General features: G+C 37.5%; 12 protein-coding genes and 1 pseudogene. 6 read left to right on the top strand and 7 right to left on the bottom strand.

Features of this window, described 5'->3' with window-relative positions; all coding sequences use genetic code 11:
- On the top strand, positions 1-705 hold the full coding sequence (gene tsaB / locus ACJAT0_RS04805) for a tRNA (adenosine(37)-N6)-threonylcarbamoyltransferase complex dimerization subunit type 1 TsaB (RefSeq protein ID WP_374004203.1): 705 nt from the start codon (positions 1-3) through the stop codon (positions 703-705).
- A gap of 243 nt (positions 706-948) precedes the next feature.
- Here tsaB and ACJAT0_RS04800 read toward each other — a convergent pair whose 3' ends face one another.
- The gene (locus ACJAT0_RS04800) at positions 949-1,860 is read right to left on the bottom strand and encodes a NifU family protein (protein WP_415180739.1); all 912 of its coding nucleotides are present in this window, start codon (positions 1,858-1,860) and stop codon (positions 949-951) included.
- 351 nt (positions 1,861-2,211) lie between these two features.
- Between ACJAT0_RS04800 and ACJAT0_RS04795 the strand changes: the two genes are divergently transcribed.
- Both ACJAT0_RS04795 and ACJAT0_RS04790 read left to right on the top strand, forming a co-directional pair.
- Positions 2,212-3,213, top strand: coding sequence for a type IX secretion system membrane protein PorP/SprF (locus tag ACJAT0_RS04795; protein ID WP_415180738.1), 1,002 nt, complete (start codon positions 2,212-2,214; stop codon positions 3,211-3,213).
- A 201-nt stretch (positions 3,214-3,414) separates the two neighbouring features.
- Positions 3,415-3,954: an RNA methyltransferase gene (locus ACJAT0_RS04790; protein WP_415180737.1), complete on the top strand. Its 540-nt coding sequence runs from the start codon at positions 3,415-3,417 to the stop codon at positions 3,952-3,954.
- Between the two features lie 356 nt (positions 3,955-4,310).
- Here ACJAT0_RS04790 and ACJAT0_RS04785 read toward each other — a convergent pair whose 3' ends face one another.
- The 5 genes from ACJAT0_RS04785 to ACJAT0_RS04765 all read right to left on the bottom strand — a co-directional run bounded on the left by ACJAT0_RS04785 (position 4,311) and on the right by ACJAT0_RS04765 (position 10,879).
- On the bottom strand, positions 4,311-6,086 hold the full coding sequence (locus ACJAT0_RS04785; RefSeq protein WP_415180736.1) for a MutS-related protein: 1,776 nt from the start codon (positions 6,084-6,086) through the stop codon (positions 4,311-4,313).
- A gap of 97 nt (positions 6,087-6,183) precedes the next feature.
- Positions 6,184-6,552 (bottom strand): MmcQ/YjbR family DNA-binding protein, encoded by a 369-nt coding sequence (locus ACJAT0_RS04780; RefSeq protein WP_415180735.1) that lies wholly within the window; start codon positions 6,550-6,552, stop codon positions 6,184-6,186.
- A gap of 341 nt (positions 6,553-6,893) precedes the next feature.
- Positions 6,894-7,025 carry a hypothetical protein gene (locus ACJAT0_RS04775; RefSeq protein ID WP_415180734.1) on the bottom strand — a complete coding sequence of 44 codons (132 nt, stop codon included), beginning with the start codon at positions 7,023-7,025 and terminating at the stop codon, positions 6,894-6,896.
- 137 nt (positions 7,026-7,162) lie between these two features.
- The gene (locus ACJAT0_RS04770; protein WP_415180733.1) at positions 7,163-7,981 is read right to left on the bottom strand and encodes a cyclase family protein; all 819 of its coding nucleotides are present in this window, start codon (positions 7,979-7,981) and stop codon (positions 7,163-7,165) included.
- Positions 7,982-8,038: 57 nt separating this feature from the next.
- Positions 8,039-10,879 carry a WD40/YVTN/BNR-like repeat-containing protein gene (locus ACJAT0_RS04765; protein WP_415180732.1) on the bottom strand — a complete coding sequence of 947 codons (2,841 nt, stop codon included), beginning with the start codon at positions 10,877-10,879 and terminating at the stop codon, positions 8,039-8,041.
- Positions 10,880-11,393: 514 nt separating this feature from the next.
- Here ACJAT0_RS04765 and ACJAT0_RS04760 point away from each other — a divergent pair.
- From ACJAT0_RS04760 to ACJAT0_RS04750, 3 genes are all read left to right on the top strand, one after another.
- Positions 11,394-12,191, top strand: a complete 798-nt coding sequence (locus tag ACJAT0_RS04760) for a DUF6503 family protein (protein ID WP_415180731.1) — start codon at positions 11,394-11,396, stop codon at positions 12,189-12,191.
- A gap of 615 nt (positions 12,192-12,806) precedes the next feature.
- A complete protein-coding gene (locus tag ACJAT0_RS04755) occupies positions 12,807-14,099 on the top strand; it encodes an aminopeptidase P family protein (protein ID WP_415180730.1) in 1,293 nt (430 codons plus the stop codon).
- Between the two features lie 114 nt (positions 14,100-14,213).
- Positions 14,214-14,990 carry a nitrilase family protein gene (locus ACJAT0_RS04750; RefSeq protein ID WP_374004213.1) on the top strand — a complete coding sequence of 259 codons (777 nt, stop codon included), beginning with the start codon at positions 14,214-14,216 and terminating at the stop codon, positions 14,988-14,990.
- Here ACJAT0_RS04750 and ACJAT0_RS04745 read toward each other — a convergent pair.
- Positions 14,977-15,516: pseudogene (locus ACJAT0_RS04745) on the bottom strand (hypothetical protein); the annotation flags it as partial. The gene ACJAT0_RS04750 and the pseudogene ACJAT0_RS04745 overlap by 14 nt on opposite strands.

Below are 15,516 nucleotides of genomic sequence, written 5' to 3'. Positions count from 1 at the left end.
ATGTCTTTAGTTTTATGCATAGAAACTACGTCTACCAATTGTTCTGTAGCATTAGCGGTAGAGAACGGAGGTTTTGCAAACAAGTATGGAGTGCTCAACTGTCTTGATGTATTAGAGGATAATAGTGATGCATATAGTCATGGAGAACGTTTACATGTATATATCAAAGATATTTTAGCGCGCAATAATTTTTCGACAAAAGACCTTGATGCTGTTGCAGTTAGTGAAGGACCCGGTTCATATACAGGATTGCGTATAGGAGTCGCCTCGGCAAAAGGATTGTGCTATGCGTTAGAAATTCCTATGATTGCCATTAGCACTTTAAAGTCCTTGAGCAAGCAAAATACAGCGTCTGGCATAACCATCGCAATGCTGGACGCAAGAAGGATGGAAGTTTATGGTTCTGTTTTTCATGGCGATGATCAAGTGCAAAACGTGTCTGCAATACTATTGGATGGAGAAAGTTTTTCTCAATTTCGTGCTCCCGAAGAAAAAGGTCTAATCCTTGACAGAAAGGTCACTTTTATAGGTACTGGAGTAGAAAAGTTTAGAGCGTTGATAAAAGAAGAACAGCATTTATATATAACTTCAAATCCTACAGCCCTGACTATATGCGATCTTGCCATAGAAAAGTTCAAAATAAAGGACACCGAAGATGTTGCTTATTTTGAACCTTTTTATCTCAAAGAGTTTAAGGCTGGTTAGAATTATTTTACCTTTAAAGTAATTTTCACATTCACGCGATACTCAGAAATTTTACTGTCTTTTAGGTTATCACTGCTCTCATTGACGATAAACAGAGTTTATGTTTTTTGCGCTTTTAAAATCATGTGCAACCACATTATGAGTACCTTTTTACAAGTTTTATCGCTGTTAACTACGAACTCAATAACCTAAAACCTTGATGGTGGTATGTTTTATTATTCTCAGTTATAAAACTCGCAACATTTACCCGTTTAGGGCAACTACTCGCTCTATTTTACCAGGGATCATTTCTTTAAGCATACTTTCAATTCCATTACGTAAGGTCATAGTAGAAGAAGGACAGCCGCTGCAAGCTCCTTGAAGGATTACACGAACCTCGCCATTACTTTCTTCATAACCTTCAAAAACGATATTACCGCCATCATTAGCTACTGCTGGTTTTATATACTCGTCTAGGATTTCAACTATTTTCTTAGAAATATTATCTAGATTTTCAAATTTAGGTAAGTCCACAGATTCCCCTTTTTCTTTAACTATGGCTGTACTTTGGTATTTTGTTTCTCCTATATCTTTACCACTTTCGAGAGTTTCTCTAATAAAAGACCGCACTTCATGAGTAACTTCCTCCCAGGTAGTCACATCGTGTTTTTGAATAGAAATATAGTTTTCATCAATATAAAGTTCTTTTATAAAAGGAAATGAATACAATCCTCTCGATAATGTGTCTGGCTCAGTATCATTGATGCTTTTAAACTCTTTGCTATTAACGGTGAGTTTTTTATTTGCTACAAACTTCATCGAATTTGGATTAGGTGTTGTTTCAGCATAGACGGTTACTGGCACTTGCTTTTTTTCACCATCAGTTTTCACAAGAGGCTTGCCGCTATTCAGATATTCTTGTATCTGTTCTGAAATTTCATTTTGTACGTCTTCCCAGGAAACGATATCATAACGTTCTATAGCGATAAAATTTTGCGCTATATAAACCGTTTTCACAAAAGGCAGGTAAAATAATTGTTGGGCAAGAGGAGAAGATTTCGCCTCGTCAGTATTTTTAAATTCGTAACTGTGATTTTTTACAAGAAAATGATTGCTTTCAAATTTAACGATCGCTTCGTTACTGGTAGAAATTATATTTATTTGATGCTTATCCATAATTGTTATAATTAATGACAAAGATAAGCTTAGCAATAAGGATAACAGGTCATTTAAATCATCGATAATAACTATAAATGGTATTTTATAATCGATAACAGGAATAATCGGGTCCTTATTATAGGATTAATGCTATACTGTCCGAACATAATTCGTATTATTCATAATCCTATACCAAAAATCTATATATTTGGGAACTTTCGAATTTTAATTGACTTTTAAAAAATAGTCGATTATTTTGAGGATGCGCCCAAACAAGGTTTTGTTAAATTTTAAGGTAATTGACAGATCAATACAACAGATATAACCATTTTAATGCTTTTGGCATTAGTAAGTCACATAAAACTAAACATGAAGAAACTATTCATTGTACTCGCTGTCGTTTTTACTGGTCAGATGGCCATTGCACAAGAAGGAGTTCCAGTTTATTTAGATTATTTAACTGATAATTATTATCTTATTCACCCCTCTATGGCAGGTGCGGCAGCTTGTGGTAAAATAAGAGGTACGGTCAGACAGCAATGGTTTGATCAGGCAGATGCCCCTAATTTACAGACATTGAGTTTTAACACAGGAGTTGGAGAGAACAGTGGTGTAGGAGCTATCTTATTTAATGATAAAAATGGGTACCACTCGCAAACAGGTGCTTACCTCTCCTATGCGTACCATCTTCAAGTAGGCGGTGGTTATGAAGATTTAAACCGACTTTCTTTTGGTATGAGTGCTGGTATGGTTCAAAGTAGACTTGATGAGTCTGACTTTGATCGTAATGATTTTGATCCCATCATAACTGGGGTACTTAGAAGTGATACCTATTTAAATGTGGATATAGGAATGTCTTATTTCTTTAAAGAGTTTTATGCGCATTTTACTGTTAAAAATGCTGTTTTTCAGAACCGTGAGATATATTCTGAAGGTTTTGAAAGCAATAACCAGCGTCGTTACTTAACAACTTTAGGGTACCTTTTTGCACCCCGCAATAGCGACTGGCAATTTGAGCCATCTTTTTTGTATCAGCGTACCGATCGAACAGCAGAGCAATTTATGGACATTAATGCAAAGGCTTATTACGACCTTAACGAGAACAGCGTTCTTTACTTGGGACTTTCTTACCGTCAGAGTTTTGACGGTGCCGAATATCTCGATGGAAATAGCGTTCAAGAACAAAACTTATCTCTTCTTTCTCCTATTTTTGGAATCAAGTACAATGAGTTTACCTTTGGATATAACTACAGTTATCAGTTTGGAGATATTCGCTTTTCTAATGGTGGTTTTCATCAGATTACACTTGGAATTGACTTCTTATGTAAAAAAGACAGATGGAGTTGTAATTGTCCTGCTGTAAACTTGTAGCAGATAGTTCAAAGTATAAAAAAAGGAGAGCCTTAAGCTTGTCCTTTTTTTATACGCTGATTATTATTCCGCTTTCGCGAAAGCAGAATAATAATAGCCTCTGTGGTACTCCTTTAAAATAGGATACGCAAAACACTATATTCTCCGAAAACCTAAATGCTTAGAGTTCCTTTCATAAAGACATCTTCTTATATTTGAAAGATGAGAAAACTCCTAAACGAAGAATTAGATCGCCTTTCCCCTCAAGGTTATAAAGAAAGTGAAAAAACGCCTTTGGTCATCGTATTGGATAATGTGCGTAGTTTAAATAATATAGGATCCATTTTCCGCAGTGCAGACGCATATCGTGTAGAGAAAGTCTATTTATGTGGTATTACAGCACAACCACCACATAAAGACATTAGAAAGACAGCATTAGGCGCGACAGAAACCATAGACTGGGAATATCTAGAACACACTATTGACATAGTAAATAAACTCAATCAAGAAGGGTATACTACCTGCGCGATTGAACAAGCAGAGCGCTCCCAAAATCTGTACAATTTTTCACCTGCCAAAGGGGAGAAAGTAGCCATCGTTTTGGGGAACGAGGTAAAAGGCGTCCAGCAAGAAGTGGTAGATTCCTGTAAAGAAGTCATAGAATTAGACCAGTTTGGTACCAAACACAGTTTAAACATTTCTGTTTGTGCTGGGATTGTGATTTATGATGTTTTTAATAAGATTAGTCTGTTGAGAGAATGATATTACAACCTTGTTCATCGATAAAACACATACGCGACTCGGTATAAAAACTCATTTTCATACTTTTTGATTAATATTTATAGCTAGAAATTTAATGGATAAATGGGGCCTGAAACCTTTTAAACTGTTTCTGATGAATCTAAACAAACTCACTTCAAGTTCACATGATTATTTTTTTATCTCGACAAGAAGTGTTTTTTGGAGCGTTTAAAAATCAGCAGCAACTAGATGTGAGCAAACGTTCTCCAAGAATGTATTTTATAAATTTGCAAAGTGATGCTGGTGTGTTAGAGAATTTAAAGTTGATAAAGGAGTACATTTTTTTTTGAATTAAAAACATATTTTTCACTCACCCACTAATCTACTATCCCCATTTTCCTCAATAAGAAACTCGCATTCATATTGGTAGCGATTCCATCCTTAAACGTATAATCAAAAGTCAGCTCATCATTTGTAATGTCTGCATCAAAGAAGTAGTTGGAAATAGTATCGTACTCGTTAGCCACCTCAGTAAGGCTTAGATCGTGTGTGGCGATAATTCCAGTCGCATGTTTCCTGGAGAGCTTTTCAAGGAGCTTGCGAGAACCGTTAGCTTTATCCTGACTGTTGGTTCCTTTTAGAATCTCATCAAGAACTATAAAATACCTATCGGTCTCTATTTTATCTACGATGTATTTCAAACGTTTTAATTCACTGAAAAAGTAAGACTCGTCGTCAGTTAAAGAATCGCTAGTACGCATGCTTGTAATCAGCTTTACAGGACTGTAACTTGCCTGATGTGCACAAACAGGTAAACCTACGTTAGACAGCACTATTTTCATGGAAACGGTTCTTAAGAACGTACTTTTTCCAGCCATGTTTGCCCCAGTGATGATAAAGAATTCTCCTGAGGAAATACCAATGTCATTACCTATGGACTTCTTAGGATCTAATAATGGATGATGCGCTTGGGTAGCTTTCAATTGAAAATCGCCTTCTTCAATGATAGGATAGGTATAATCAGGATGATTGTAAGCAAAATTACCTAGCGAGCTCATAGCGTCTACCTCTGCAACGGCTTGCAGCCAACTTTCTATGGGGCTGGCATTCTCTTGCAGCCAGTTTTCAATGGTATGTACTTGTTTTAAATCCCAAAGTCCCAAACCGTTTGCCAAAACGCCAAACAGCATGTTATTTCTCTGATCTAGTCTGCCTATTGCTCGTGCCAAATCATGAAAACGTGCTGATGCAGGAGCTCCAGAGGTGGTGATAGTTGACTTTAAAGCTACTAATACATCACTTTTAAAAGTCTCGTTTTCAATGGCCAAAACCAACTGACTGTACTGACTAAAAAATAATTCTAAGCTGCTTATGTTACCAGAAAAGGCAGTAATTTGTTTCAAGTATTTTCCTGTAATTCCCAAACCAATAAAAAATACAGCTGCTGGAATATAGCCTGAAATCTGATCGTAGAAATACAGGGTAAATGTTGTCATACTCAATGCCACCCACAACCAGCACAACCAAGAAAAGACCTTAGGAACAAAAGACTTATAACCTTTAACCCATTTCAGCATAGATTTTGGATTGCGCTCCTGGTCTAACAAAGTGGCTGTTGCCCAAAATTCCTGTCTAAAATCTACTTTTTCAGCAAGTTCCTTTATGGCTGCTTGTTTTTCCTCTATCGCAGTGATGTCATTGCTGTTGAGTTGTTGCGCAAGCGAGATCACACCCTCTTTGGTAACACTTCTATTCAAGTATTGAAATAAAGATCCTGTGCCGAAAAGATCAATATCGCGACTGTATTCGTGATCGTCCTCTAAGAATTCTTTACCAGAAGGAAATCCTTGAAAATCGCGATCTAGAATTTGCAACTCTTTACCGTTAATATCTCTTAAGCCAATTTGGAAATCACGTTTTCGTTTTAAATTCTCATGTCGAGAAACTAAAAACAGAAAAACACCAAAAAACACAAATCCGGTGAGAAGTGCATATTGCCAGTAATTAAAAAGGAAATATACAGCTGCGGCACCGGCAATAAATACCAGAAACCTGATCGTGCTAGACAGTCGCAGCTGATTCTGAAGTCGGTTGCTGGAATTTGTAAATTGAGCGATACGCTCTTTATAAAAGGAGTGGAGTTTGGATTCCAAGTAGGTAGTTTTTATTTGTTATTAATTGAACCCTTACACGTCAATCTGAGTTGTTTTGTGTTTTTGGTCTTCTCACGCAGAGATTGTTCCTCTTTTGTCAGAGGCTCTTTAAAAGCTCTTTGTCTTTGTTAGTCAGTTGTGCTACTACAAGATCATAACTGTGGTTGATCAAGTGTAGTAATTCTTTTCTCGGCAAATTACGATCGGTATAAACGGTATTCCAGTGTTTTTTATTGGAATGAAAACCACCTATTACAGTGCCATCGTATTTTTCACGCAGTCCAACCGCTTTTCTAGGATCGCACTTTAAATTAATGGTCTTTTCTCCACGTTCCCATTTTTCAAGTGCGGCAAGACAAAATATTTTATTCATCACCTTAAAAACGAGAGTCACTTTATCAAAAGGAAATTCTTCCGTCACTCCTTGTTTAGCAAGGCAATACTCTCTAATCTCGTCTATTTGCATGTAGCGCTATTTTTTTAGTGGTTTTTGGTTGGGTCTAGAATTAAATTCATCGCAATTATTTACCGTATAGACGGCCGAATCTACAACTCAAATAACCTTATAATTTTTGTAAACTAACTATTTGATTTTTTTTTTGTTAAGCAATAGTTTCTTTCGTACTAGAAATTGAGTTTTCTTTAAAAGTAAAGACCCCTTAACTCTTCCATTGTCGCGGTTCTAAGTTTTAAAAGAAGTCCTGCTGCGCATGCTTTTCAAAACTCCCTTAAAGGAACAAATAGCTTCAGTGCTTTCGAGTTTTAGAAACTCTTGAATACATTCTTTTTTTCTTGTTGGTACGTCCATTACATCACTTTTATCAAATATACATTTCTAAATTCACTATTCACAGCGTTTTCACTATCCTTAGCTTCATCGAGAACCAAATCAGTACCATTTAGCGTTGCCCCTTTACGAGTGGCAATACCACCTGTCATTTTAATAGAAACAAGGACCTCTTTTTACATGTTTTCCCTTAAGACGGCGCGTTGTTGCTTTTTTTACTACTTAAAAAATAAAGTGTTTTATGCTAAAGCCAGCCACTGAAAGAGGAAGGCATATTTTTAAAACAAATTTAAAATATCTTATAGAGAATGGGGCGAGAAGGTGCTGCATCATTTTCTATAGGTGCCACTTGAAGATCTATCATATAGAGGCCGTCTGGTATTGCCTCAGGAACATAAATCAACTCTGTAATGGTGGCGTCAAGTCGTTGCTGCCCATTAAAATCCCAAAATTCTTTATGAGCCAGCAGTGCACCATTGTCTTTTTCTTTATCTACACTGGGTAGATCGATGAGTAGGTGTTGGATACCGCTTTCGCGAAAGCGTAACATCAATTCAGCAGCTACATATGGCGGATTGCTGTTGGAGTAATTTTTACTTTTCTTACTTTCTAAATTAGGTAACGTACGCAAAATAACGGCATTGATTCCAGCTTCTAGAGGAGCAACAACCGATTCATTGATGACTCGATCGCCATTCAGCTCTTGCGGTGTTACACTTATCAATTGAGCTTTAAAAAAAGTTCCATCCAGTGCATCATTCACACTGTGAAACCCTTCGGTAATATGACCTATACATTCTGTATGGGTTCCATGACTATGCGGGTTAAAATTAACGTCATTAAAATTAGTCGAGCCACCCAATTTCACATTGCCCACATATCCATCTACTTCCACGTATTTAATTTGTGGCTGGTCGATGTACCAAGCTCCTACACCTGCATTATTTTGTACGGCAAGACTGATGTCAATGGGTTGGGATAAATCAATAGTTACTTGCTCATTTTCAAGTTGGATGGTAGTTGTCATAAAAGTGGTGTCGTTTTGAGTTGACTTGTTAGCCGCGCAACTCGCGATAAGAATGGAAAAGAGGTATACATAGTTTTTCATAAAGATAAATGCAGCACAAAAGATCCCTTCTTTTTGGGAAGGTTTAGGCTAGGGTTTTTACTCTACAATCAGTTCTTGTGCTGTTGTACTAGAATTGCCAGATAATTTTACAGAATAAGTGCCTTTAGGTAAATAGTATTTTCCGTTGTCTGCTTTTTCTGGTTGATGTTCCTTGTCAAATCTTTTTAATGCATAGGCTCCTACCGTACCGTCATAGTTGTAAAAGTTCAAACCTTGGTCAGTGGTTATTGCATTTTCATAAATGGTTTTCCCTTTTTCGTTGAGGACTTCTATGGTTACTTTTCCTGGCATTTTTGTATAAAAAGAAAGTTTAATTTTAGGCTCTGGTTCTTTGCTCCACATAAAGCCTTTAGATCCATATCTGGAAGAAGCTCTTGTTTTATCGATTTTCGCGAAAGCGAAACCTTTATCATTTAACAACTCTAGCGCATCCAGGTTTGCGGTATAAATAGAACGACCATGTGTCCCGATTAACAGATCGTTTGCCACGGGCTGTATTTTTATATCATGAACGGCTACTGGTGGCATGCCGTTATTTAATAGTTCCCAAGTAGCTCCGGTATCGGTACTTATATAGCTCGCATTATCCGTTCCTACAAAAAGGATATTTCCCTTTTTAGGATGCTCAATAATGACATTTGCTGGAGCAGTAGGAAGTGCTTCTCCTATAGATTTCCAGGTCTGTCCATAATCATCACTTTTATAAACGTAGGTAGTAAAATCGTCAAATCTATAACCGTTAAGGGTGACATAAACACGTTCTTTTTTATGTTGAGAAGAGACCACACGACTCACCCATAAATTTGCTGGCCAGTCTCCTTTGATGGAGTTCCAGCTGGCACCGCTGTCTTTGGTGATTTGAACTAATCCATCATCAGAACCGGTATATATCAGACCGAATTGAAAAGGAGATTCACTGATAGAGCTCAGTGTTCCATAGGCTACATTTCCTTCTTTGCCACCTTGAGTAAGATCTGGAGAGATAGCTGTCCAGTCATCACCTTGATTCATAGAACGGTGAAGTTTATTGCCGCCTAAATAAAGAATGTCTTGATTGTGGGAGCTCAATAGGATAGGAGTTTGCCAGTTGAAACGGTACGGAGATTCTCCTAATTCATGCTTGGGTTGTATATAGGTTTGTTGCTCTTTATTTCTATCAATTCTATAATAATTCCCAAATTGGTATCCTGTATAAACCAGGTCGCTATTTCTAGAATCGATCTGGATTTGCATACCATCGCCACCCATTATAGTTTCCCATGGATACTGCCCTTTTTGGTGCCAAGATCTGTCTTCTCTAGCGTCGTGAGCACCTACCCAAACACCATTATCTTGCAAGCCGCCATAAACATGGTAGGGTTGTTCCATATCAAAGTTAATAGCATAAAATTGACCGACAGCAGGCGAGTTGTTCTTGATCCAGGTGGCACCATCATCGTAAGAGATATTAAGACCACCGTCGTTACCGTTGATAAGATGACCTCGTTTGTTGGGATTTATCCACAAAGCGTGATGATCTGCATGTACATTTTCTTTAGAGATACTCATCCAGCTTTTACCAGCATCATCTGATTTGATGATAGGCACGCCCATAACATACACATGATCTACATCGCTAGGATCTACGCGAACCTGAGCAAAATAATAACCGTAGCTGTAGAATACGCCGTCAATTTGTTTATCGTGAGTTTTGTTCCAAGTTGTACCTCCATCATTAGAACGGTACAATTCTGCTCCCTTTACGGGTGTGTCAAAAAGTTGTGTATTGGCATTTTCTAAGTATTTTGCCACGTCTAGAGGTGTCGCATCTCCAGCACGTACCATATTCTTTACATTTTCTGCACGGTATTTTTCTTGAAAGCCATTTTGCTTTAAAAAAGCATTGAGTCGTTGGTCCTCTAATTGGAGAAAATCCTCTTTGGACATGGATTTAAAATCATCTTTAGAAAGGTTTTGACCTTCCTTTTTATTGGTGCCTGCATCCTCTTTAGCTCTTCTAAATTGTGAGTCGTGAATGGCATAAACCGTACGGGCATCGTATACAGCAAGACCTATACGTCCTACATTAGTTCCCATAGGAAAACCGCTAGTCGCTGTTGTTATTTTAGTCCAAGATTCCCCTGCATCGGTACTTTTATAAATCGCACTCGCTGCTCCATCGCCATCAAAATTCCAGGCCTTCCGGTCTTTTTCCCAGCTGGCAGTATACAGGACATTAAAATCTTCAGGTGCGGCAGCTAGATCAATAAAACCTGCCATATTTGTAGCAAACAGTGTTTTTTCCCAGTTGGCGCCGCCATCTTTTGTAGTATAAATGCCCCGATGATCACTGGCGGAGTATAAAGGGCCAGTAACGGCGACAACAACATGATCTGTATCTTTAGGATCGATTAATATGCGGCCTATATGATGGGAATCGGTTAACATAGGTGGATTCCATGTTTTCCCCCAATCCGTTGATTTTAATATGCCTATTCCTGCATAGCTACTGCGACTGGAGTTGTTTTCTCCTGTTCCTGCCCATATGGTTCTAGAATCCCAATCCACAGCAATATCGCCTAGATTGATGGTACTGGCGTTATCCATAATAGGAGTAAAGCTGGTTCCATTATTAGTAGAATACCATAATCCACCGCTGGCATAAGCAACTAGCATTTCTGTAGGATCTGCTGGATTTATATCTACATCAACGACACGGCCAGACATCACAGTCGGTCCGATATTTTTAAACACAAGATTTTTAAATGGCGATGTTTGTGCCATTTGCTCCATTTTTTCCAAACTGCTTTGAATCACCTGTGAATCAGAAGGCAGCAGATTTTGAGCTGTTGAAAGTAGCAAAGAACTGATACATAGAAAAGATAAAATGGTTTTCATAAAGCATTTTTTAATTGGAGTTTAAAGATAGGGACTTTGAATTGGAACTGGAACAGGAAAGGCGAATTTGAAAAACCTTTAACGTTCCTCTTCATTATTCCATAAGGGAAGGTTTCCTGTGCTTATTGGTTTCTATAATATTTTTGGGAATTGCTCCTGAGATTGGACAGGTCAACTAGTAGTATTGGTATTGTTTACATCTGTTCGAGAAGGTGGTAGGAAAGCACTATTAAGTTAGGCTGTAAATCAAATATGGGGTTTACGATGCTGGAAATAAATCGATATTGCAACGCTCTTGTGATGTAACTATTTAAACAAATAGTACACCGCTTCAAGCTCTTTTGGTTCTCAGTAACTCTGAGCAGACTGTTTTTCATTTGGACATGCTCCTTGCAAAGCCTTTAATAAAGCAACATGATTTTAGGGAGGCAGTCTTATATTTCATACTAAATTGAAAAACGTAGCTTTACCACAACCCTATAAAAATCCCAATGTGGTTTTATAATTTTCACACATGAAGAATACAATACGAGCGGTATTGGTAACGACATTGATTTTGTCCTGCAAAACCGAAGACAAAAATGAAGTTGCTATCGATCAAGAATTAACCGAAAAGAAAGAAATGGTAGATCTATCTCAATATCCAGACAGATTGCAAGATGTTCTTACCGCTCATGGAAGTCTTTCAAAATGGTCTGAAATGAAGAGCTTGACTTATATAATGGGAGATCAAGAAACCATTACGGATTTAAAAACTAGAGATATAGTGGTGAAATCACCTACGCATACTATAGGTTCTAAAGACGGTAAAGTGTGGATCGATCAAGACAGTACTCATTTTCCAGAAGCAAGGGCTCGCTTTTATCACAACCTCATGTTCTATTTTTATGCGATGCCTTTTATAGTTGCAGATGATGGAATCATTTATAATGATGTGAATCCGTTAGACATACAGGGAACTACGTATCCAGGGATTAAAATAGGCTTTCAAGCAAATATAGGAGATGCTCCAGATGATAACTATATAATATATTACCACCCTGAAAATAAGAAAATGGAATGGCTCGCTTATACCGTTACCTATGGTAAAGAAGGGAAGTCGGATCAATATAGTTATATCAAATACAACAAATGGCAAGAAGTAAATGGTTTATTACTTCCTCAAGAGTTGATTTGGTATAAAGTAGAGCAGAATAAACCAACGGTACCACAAGGAACACCAAGAGTGTTTACTAAAGTAGATGTAGATGCTGCAAATATGGACGTTATGACTTTTGCAAAACCAGAGAACGGTGTTTTTGTGGACGAATAAAGTGCACTACCTATCATCAAAAGAGGCAGCATTAATCCCGCCTCTGAAGAACACCGGTTTTACCTATCCGATCCGATTTGGTTACCATTCTTTTTGCCCCCTTTTTTATCTCAAAAATTTGTTTTAACGAATTATCTGGGACGGAGCAAAGGAGTTTTAATTAGGATGTAAACGCATCCTATCTATCTTTATGTAAAAGGCCTACCTATATTTTGGCGTTGTCTAAAACTATTCTCGATCTCATTATTATGATAGTTTTTTTTATCGGTGAAAAAAGTATAACTTTAAATACCCAATCAAAACCCAAACCTATGGAAGCTGCAAGATATTTCATTATCGGTGTTACCGTTCTTATCGTTTTATTATTAGTGGTTACATTTCTTAAGAACCGCAAGAAAAAGAAGCGTTCTTAATTTTAAATTCATATAGGGTCTTGGAGTGATTTCATTTGTTAATGAACTCTAGTTTCCTTTGCTGTCTTGTGGTCTATTCTTACCTTGCTATTTATGGAATACTGCTTTCTGTTTTCTTTAAAAAATAGAAGCTTCCGTGGAACTCGATTGATTGCGAAAGTGATCTCTAGCCATCTTTTTAAACTTACTTACAGACCTTACAATGAAATACCATCCTATAAACCCGAATCTTTTTATCAAAAACCGAAAGAATTTCACGGCCAAAATGAAGCCGTCGAGTCTTGCTGTTTTTAATTCCAACGATGTTTTTACTACAGGAGCAGACAGTACATTGCCGTTTTCACAAAATAGAGATATATTCTATTTAAGTGGCGCAGATCAGGAACATACCATCTTAGTTTTGTTTCCAGAATGTCCAGACCCTGCTCATAGAGAAGTGCTTTTTGTGACAGAGACTAATGCGCATATTGCCGTTTGGGAAGGAGCGAAATTAACTAAGGAAAAAGCAACAGAAGTTACTGGGATCAAGACCGTTTACTGGTTGAGTGATTTTGATAAGAAGTTTTTTGAAATGATGACGCAATGCGACACCATTTATTTCAATACCAATGAGCATTACCGACAGTCTGTGGAGTTAGAAACTCGGGAAGACCGTTTTATAAAGAAAGCTAAATCACAATTTCCAGCACATAATTATTCAAAAGCAGCCCCTATTCTTCAAAGATTACGTGCTGTAAAAGATCAGATCGAGATCGATTTGTTACAAAAGGCTTGTGATATAACAAATGCAGGTTTCCGCCGGGTGTTAGGCTTCTTAGAACCTGGTGTTATGGAGTATGAGGTAGAAGCAGAATTTTTATACGAGTTTATAAGAAGGCGCAGTGATGGATTTTCCTATACCCCTATTATTGCGAGCGGAAACAACGCAAATGTATTGCATTATATAGAAAACAATCAAAAAGCGGAATCTGGCGACCTGATGCTGATCGATGCAGGTGCCCAGTATGCCAATTACTCTAGCGACATGACCCGTACCATACCGGTAAATGGACGCTATACCGATAGACAGAAGCAGGTTTATAATGCTGTTCTTAGAGTAAAAAATGAGGCTACTAAAATGCTCGTTCCAGGAACTTTATGGAAAGAGTACCATGTTGAGGTAGGAAGCATAATGACTAAAGAATTACTAGAACTAGGTTTACTCGACAAAGCCGATGTTCAAAACGAGGATCCCAACTGGCCAGCTTATAAAAAATATTTTATGCATGGGACATCCCATCACATGGGATTGGATACGCACGATTATGGAGTTCTATGGGAACCCATGCAGGCAGGAAACGTCTTTACTGTAGAACCAGGGATTTATATTCCAGAAGAAGGTTTTGGAATACGTTTGGAGGATGATGTGGTGATCAACAACAGTGGTGCTCCTTTTAATTTAATGAGAGATATTCCTATTGAAGCTGAAGAGATTGAGGACTTGATGAATAAGTAAAGCTATAATTTATGATTGACCATCAAAGTTCTGGTTTTTAGGTAGTTGTCAAAGAGTTTTTTTTCTCGTATAAAAAGCTGCGACTGAAAACAAAAAAAATAGTTTCGCCCACACATGAAAAAGACTTCTTTAAGCATTTCCTTAATACAGGCATCATTAGTTTGGGAAAACCCCAAAAAAAATCTCGATCGCTTTTTTGAAAAATTAGAATCCCTTTATGGGAAAACAGATCTTGTGATACTTCCAGAAATGTTTACTACAGGTTTTTCTATGAAGCCAGAGGGTCTTGCTTGTGACTCCGGAATTTTAGATTATTTAAAAGATCACGCTGTTAAAGGGGATTTTGCCATCTATGGAAGTGTGATGTTTCAAGAAGGAAATCAATATGTAAATCGTGGCATCTTTATGCGACCTGATGGATCTTCTGCAATTTATGACAAACGTCATGCCTTTACACTCGCTGGTGAACACAAAGTATATCATCGTGGAAAACAGCCTGTAATAGCAGAATATTTAGGCTGGAAATTTAACTTGCAGATCTGTTACGACTTGCGTTTTCCTGTTTTTGCACGGAATACAGAAGACTATGATGTGGTTATTTATGTAGCTAACTGGCCTGTGCCTAGAATTAATGCTTGGGATGCACTTTTAAAAGCGCGAGCGATTGAAAACATGAGCTATTGCATAGGAGTTAATAGAGTGGGAACAGACGGTACGGGAATGACTTATAACGGTCATTCTCAGGTTTATCATGTATTGGGTCAGGAATTACTTGCTCATCCATGGGAAACAGAAGGGATTCAAACGGTAGAAATACACAAATCTGAAATCGATACATACCGTTCTAAATTGCGCTTTCTAGAGGATCGTGATAGTTTTACTTTAAACTAAGCGTGTACTTTCTGTCCCAATTGGCTTTTAATTGAATCAATTCAGGACTATAAAATACTTCTTCTGGTTGTATGCCTTTTAAGAAATTCCCGGAGTCGTATGCACCATTAGAGTTGGTGTCGTAAATAACTCTGATGTAATAGTCTCCAGGATTGAGGTAAAGGAAATCATAGACCCCATTTTTATTTACCGATAACTCAGCTTCTACACTCAGGTCTTTTTTAGTCACCTGAATAATAACAGGAAAAGAATTGCCGCCATTAAGAGTAATAATAAAATTACCTAATGATGTAGATTTTTTAGTTGTAAAGTTATAATCAAGGGTATCTGGATTTTGCGAACCATAAAAGTCAGTTACAGCCCCTGGGAAGATGGTGAGGTTGTATTTTTGTTCTTCTTGTCTTTCAAAATCTAGAGTAACTGTGTTTTTAAGGCTGTCTAGCCTCGCTGCAAAAGAAACTTGCAAACTGTCTCTATCGATCAACTTCATAAAACTGATGTCAATTTTTTCCATAGGAGTGGATGC

It is taken from the genome of Nonlabens sp., from assembly GCF_047636915.1.
In the GTDB taxonomy this organism is placed as follows: Bacteria; Bacteroidota; Bacteroidia; order Flavobacteriales; family Flavobacteriaceae; genus Nonlabens.
The sequence above is the reverse complement of the archived record's forward strand: the minus strand, read 5'-3'. Positions and strand labels throughout refer to the sequence as shown.